The organism is Xanthobacter sp. BG11Y11_SDJG (assembly GCF_057364445.1).
Genome location: NZ_JBNFNU010000377.1, coordinates 1 through 4136 on the forward strand (window position 1 = coordinate 1; position 4136 = coordinate 4136).

The 4136-nt window shown below is 59.1% G+C and carries 4 protein-coding genes; 1 reads left to right on the forward strand and 3 read right to left on the reverse strand.

The window, feature by feature from the left end:
* Window positions 1-88: 88 nt before the first annotated feature.
* Window positions 89-559 (reverse strand): DUF262 domain-containing protein, encoded by a 471-nt coding sequence (locus AC2W7M_RS21060; protein ID WP_486134641.1) that lies wholly within the window; start codon window positions 557-559, stop codon window positions 89-91.
* Between the two features lie 443 nt (window positions 560-1002).
* Here AC2W7M_RS21060 and AC2W7M_RS21065 point away from each other — a divergent pair, with 443 nt between their 5' ends.
* Window positions 1003-1674 (forward strand): hypothetical protein, encoded by a 672-nt coding sequence (locus AC2W7M_RS21065; RefSeq protein WP_486134643.1) that lies wholly within the window; start codon window positions 1003-1005, stop codon window positions 1672-1674.
* 246 nt (window positions 1675-1920) lie between these two features.
* Here the strand turns inward: AC2W7M_RS21065 and AC2W7M_RS21070 are convergent, their stop codons facing one another.
* A complete protein-coding gene (locus tag AC2W7M_RS21070) occupies window positions 1921-2568 on the reverse strand; it encodes a hypothetical protein (protein ID WP_486134644.1) in 648 nt (215 codons plus the stop codon).
* Between the two features lie 923 nt (window positions 2569-3491).
* A partial coding sequence (locus tag AC2W7M_RS21075; RefSeq protein ID WP_486134646.1) for a tyrosine-type recombinase/integrase occupies window positions 3492-4136 on the reverse strand: 645 nt, incomplete at its 5' end.

The following is a 4136-nucleotide window of genomic DNA, read 5'->3' on the forward strand; positions in this document are numbered from 1 at the left end:
CGTCCGACCCCATACGAGCCTCGGCGGCCTCTCGCCGTCGATGTTCGCCAGCCGGTCCCATGAGGACCAAAACCCAGCCGGGCCTAACTTATGACCGGCAGGAAAATGGGGAGCACGTCACCGGCTTCCACAATTCCGAGATGTCGGGGATGAAGCTCTTGTCCTTGAGGATGGCGGCATCAGTCACCTCGAACCGTTCGGTTAGGGGGCTAAAGGCGATGCGGATACGCTCCTTTTTGAAGTTCGCGCGCAGCACCTCTGCGCCCTTGACAACTGCATAGAGCGAGGTGAGCCGCTGCTGCCCGTCGACGATGGCGGTTTCCGGAACCGCCTTTTTGTTGCCGGCGCCGATCCCCTTAAGCGGAGCCCCCTCAGCGCCTGTTTTCCAGAACAGCAGGAAGCCGGCCGGATAGCCGCGGTACAGTGAATCGAAAAGGTTGCGGACGTTGACGTTCGGCCAGACGAAAGGCCGCTGTAGCTCGGGAAGGCCGATCTTGCCGTGGTCGATATCCTCGATCAGCGCGTTAATCGGATAGTTGGTCGTTGTGAAAAGCGGCATGGTCTCCCCACTCGGTCCACTAGCTCCCGCTTTGTTACCCCGTCTTGGCTCGCCTCGCCCGGTTGGCTTTTGATCTTCCCCTAAAAAAGTGGACGGGATTGCGTTTCCCCCAACTCCTAACCAGCTGTGAGTTCGTTCTAGCGGTTGGATTTGCCCTTTGGGGCACGTCGGTCCGCTTTCGGGCGCATTTATTACCAAATTAATGACGTTGTTGGGGGCGCGAAGCGGCCATTCGCGGCGGCGTGTCGGGAGGGCTGGTTTGTGGCGCCAACCGACTCTCCTGTCCTGACTAGAGGCGAAACCCCGGCAGGGAGCCTACTGGCGTAGCGGGGCCGCCGCGCCACCGATGCGGACGAAGCAAGAACATCATTGACTTTTTGACGGTATTATGATACAATATCGATGCACATAGTTGCACCCCCCCAACAGCATGGAGCATCATCATGACTGCCATCGAAGCCTCTTCGTACCTTGTGCTCTTCACCAAGAACTGGGCAGGCAAGGCGCAGGCCGGCCGTTTCGGCGCCGATAGCATCGAGCGCGCCCAGGCCGCGGCCAGCAAGCTGGGCCTCTCCTGCGTGTCCTTCGGGGAAGGCGATGACGCCGATCTGCTCGCGGCGCTGCCCGCCGGCCGCTTCGGCGAAAATGACCGGCCGCTGCTCGCCAACATCAAGACCGACATTTTCAAGCGGCTGTCCCTCATGGCCGAGGCGCTGGCCACCGGCGAGGATGCCGACCAGGAAGCGGATGCCAAGGAGAACGTCACCGCCGAGAACAAGGGTGACGAGAAGCCCGCTGCTGCCTCCGGTGGAGCGAAGGCCAAGAAGGCCGCACCCATGCTCTCCATCAAGTCCGATGCGGCCTCCGGCGACACCACCATCGGCGTCGTCATGAAGGAAGGCGGCACCCATTGGCCGCAGCTCACCAAGGGCGACGTGGTGCTCGCGCCCGACTTTAGCGAGGGAGAATATGGTGGCTGGTGGGAAGCCGTTGTGCGCGCCCGCAGCGACAGCCATGTCACCCTCGACTGGCGGGACTACCCCGACTTTCCCCCCTTCACCCGCCAGATCACCCAGATCGCGCCGCTGCACCCCGAATGCGTGATCAAGGTCTGACACGGGGCTGATCCAGGCATAAAAAAAGAGGGCGGCTAACACCGTCCTCTTCATTTTCGTTTTCACGCTATGGCATGCACAGGCGACCGCTCTCCCACGGGCGCTTAAAGCGCCACCCGCAGGGGGACTCGATGTCGTTCGCGGTATCCCATGCAAAGGGCGTTAGGCGCTATAGCAATGCCGATGACAAATGACGCGGCGGGCTTGACCTTCACACCGGCGCTTAAAGCGCCCGGGGGGTCAGGATCACCGGGGAGGATGGGTTGCCCGAGGACGCACCAGGGAGCATCCCTGAACACGATTGCAGGCTTCGTCATAACCTCTCGCCGTGCGGTCCCGCTTGACGCCCCTCTGCATCGGCAAGATGAGGGGGTCACCGAAATCAGGATGCCAGCCGAAGGCCTTCAGCGCATAGTCCGAGGCCATGTGCGGCGTGCGGGTAATCTCCACCAGATGGATCCGGCGGATATGGGTGCCAGCAATCAACCGCCCGGCATTCATCTTCATCCACTCGACAAGGTCCCCCTCGAAACGGCTGACTGCGGGCGTCAGGAGAACGCCATGAACATGGAGCCTGTCGTCCCCTTCGAATTGGTGATTGCGACGCTTGATGCTCGGCGTGTCAGGGGCACCAATGAAGATAGGGAGCTTGTCACGCTGCCCAGGCTTCTCCGGGTGATGCGCGAACCGCCCCGATAGGCGCCGGTAGGCAATCTCGATATCGCCGTACATTATTTCCACAAACAGATTCATGGATGACGCTGCCATCCGATTGAACATGAAGGTCATGAGATACGGGCGGCGACCTTTCTCGATCCACCGACCAATCCATTCGACGTAGGACAAGCGAAGCACGTTATCTGGATTGGCTTGAAATCGATGAAAATCACTCATGTCTGACACCTTAATATGATTATCGACATCAGTGATTTACAGAATCGCAGATTCATTGATCCAATGATGATGACAATCATTAATACAGGAAAAGCAGAAATATCTTTCTGCATAACCAAATTAAAAAGTTCAATTCGATGTTTGAAATGGGATAAAATTGCTATCTATTAAGGGTGATAATCAATAACGTTATTGATATAGATGCATTCTAATATCTAATTGTGTAATATATTTAATCAAAATATATCAATATAGATATAGATTCTTCATATACGATGCTCGAAAATGGCATCGCAGGAGATAGGTCGAAGGCAACCGGCGCGATGTCGGGACTCCAAAACGGCGCGCACGCGAAGCTGATGTCGTCACTATTTACAGAATCGCAAAAAAGATCGTTCTGGAGCCTCGCGGGCGGATCGACGGCGCTTTAAGCGCCATCACCGTGTGATGAAAATCGAAAGCGTTGCCGCTCCTGCACCCAATATCCATCTCGGATGAATTGCCGGCGGGCGCGCTGCGGGATGGGCATTTCAGGTGTGCCGTCCACGCGCGCGGCATCATCAAAATTACGCTTCATGTGAGCCACCGGTGGTTCACACGGGGTCAAAGAACGACCGTCACGCGCGCAGCGGCGCCCGCCCCATGAGACGGATGCAGTGTTGGCAACTCGTTCTCTCAAAATAGGCTGCGGAGGCGTCAATCATGCATGCCCTGCAGCTCGGCGGGGGCAAAATCGCAACCGGCGAAAAGACATTTCGTCCTCAACAGCGCTGCGGCAGAGCGGATGCCCATCCCGCAAGGCCGAAAGCGATTGTATGGTCCAACTCCTTAGGGCAAGGAGGCGTGTGGCGGATATGTACTCCGTGAAGATGATCTCATCCCAGCATGCCGAACCCCGTTATGGGCATTAGCTTTTTATAGCCTCAGCCAGGGTCCCGCCTCGGTCTCAGCCTCCTGAACTCATCCAGCATGTCGGCCCAGGTCTGCATCAGCGCCACGCGCTCAGGCCAATAGGTGGCCCGATTATAGGCCCGCCGCACCTCGTTCTGGTCCAGATGCCCGAGCGCCGCCTCGATCACGTCCGGCGAATGGCCGCGCTCGTTCAGGATCGAGCTGGCGGATGCCCGGAAGCCGTGGGCCGTCATCTCGGCCTGCGTGAACCCCATGCGCCGCAGCGCCGAGTTCATGCCGTTCTCGCTGATCAGCTTCTTGTTGGACCGGATGGAGGGGAACACCAGTTCGCTCGCGCCCGAGAAGGCGCGAATCTCGTCGAGCACGCTCAGCGCCTGGCGCGACAGCGGCACCATATGGGCGCGGCGCATCTTCATGCGGATGGCGGGGATGTTCCAGACGGCCTTGGCGAAGTCGAACTCGTTCCACCGCGCGCCACGCACCTCGCCCGGCCGCGCGAAGGTCAGCGCCGTGAATAGCAGCGCCGCCCGCAGGGTGGGCCAGCCGTCATACTCATCGATGGCCCTGAGTAGCCCGCCGAGGGCGACAGGGTCCGTGAGAGCCGCGCGGTGGACGACCTTCGGCCGCTCCAGGGCGTCCTTCAAAGGCGAGGTCGG

Coding starts and splice junctions, on each gene's coding strand:
- AC2W7M_RS21060 (WP_486134641.1), bottom strand. CDS start 559: ATGCCGCTTTTCACAACGACCAACTATCCGATTAACGCGCTGATCGAG.
- AC2W7M_RS21065 (WP_486134643.1), top strand. CDS start 1,003: ATGACTGCCATCGAAGCCTCTTCGTACCTTGTGCTCTTCACCAAGAAC.
- AC2W7M_RS21070 (WP_486134644.1), bottom strand. CDS start 2,568: ATGAGTGATTTTCATCGATTTCAAGCCAATCCAGATAACGTGCTTCGC.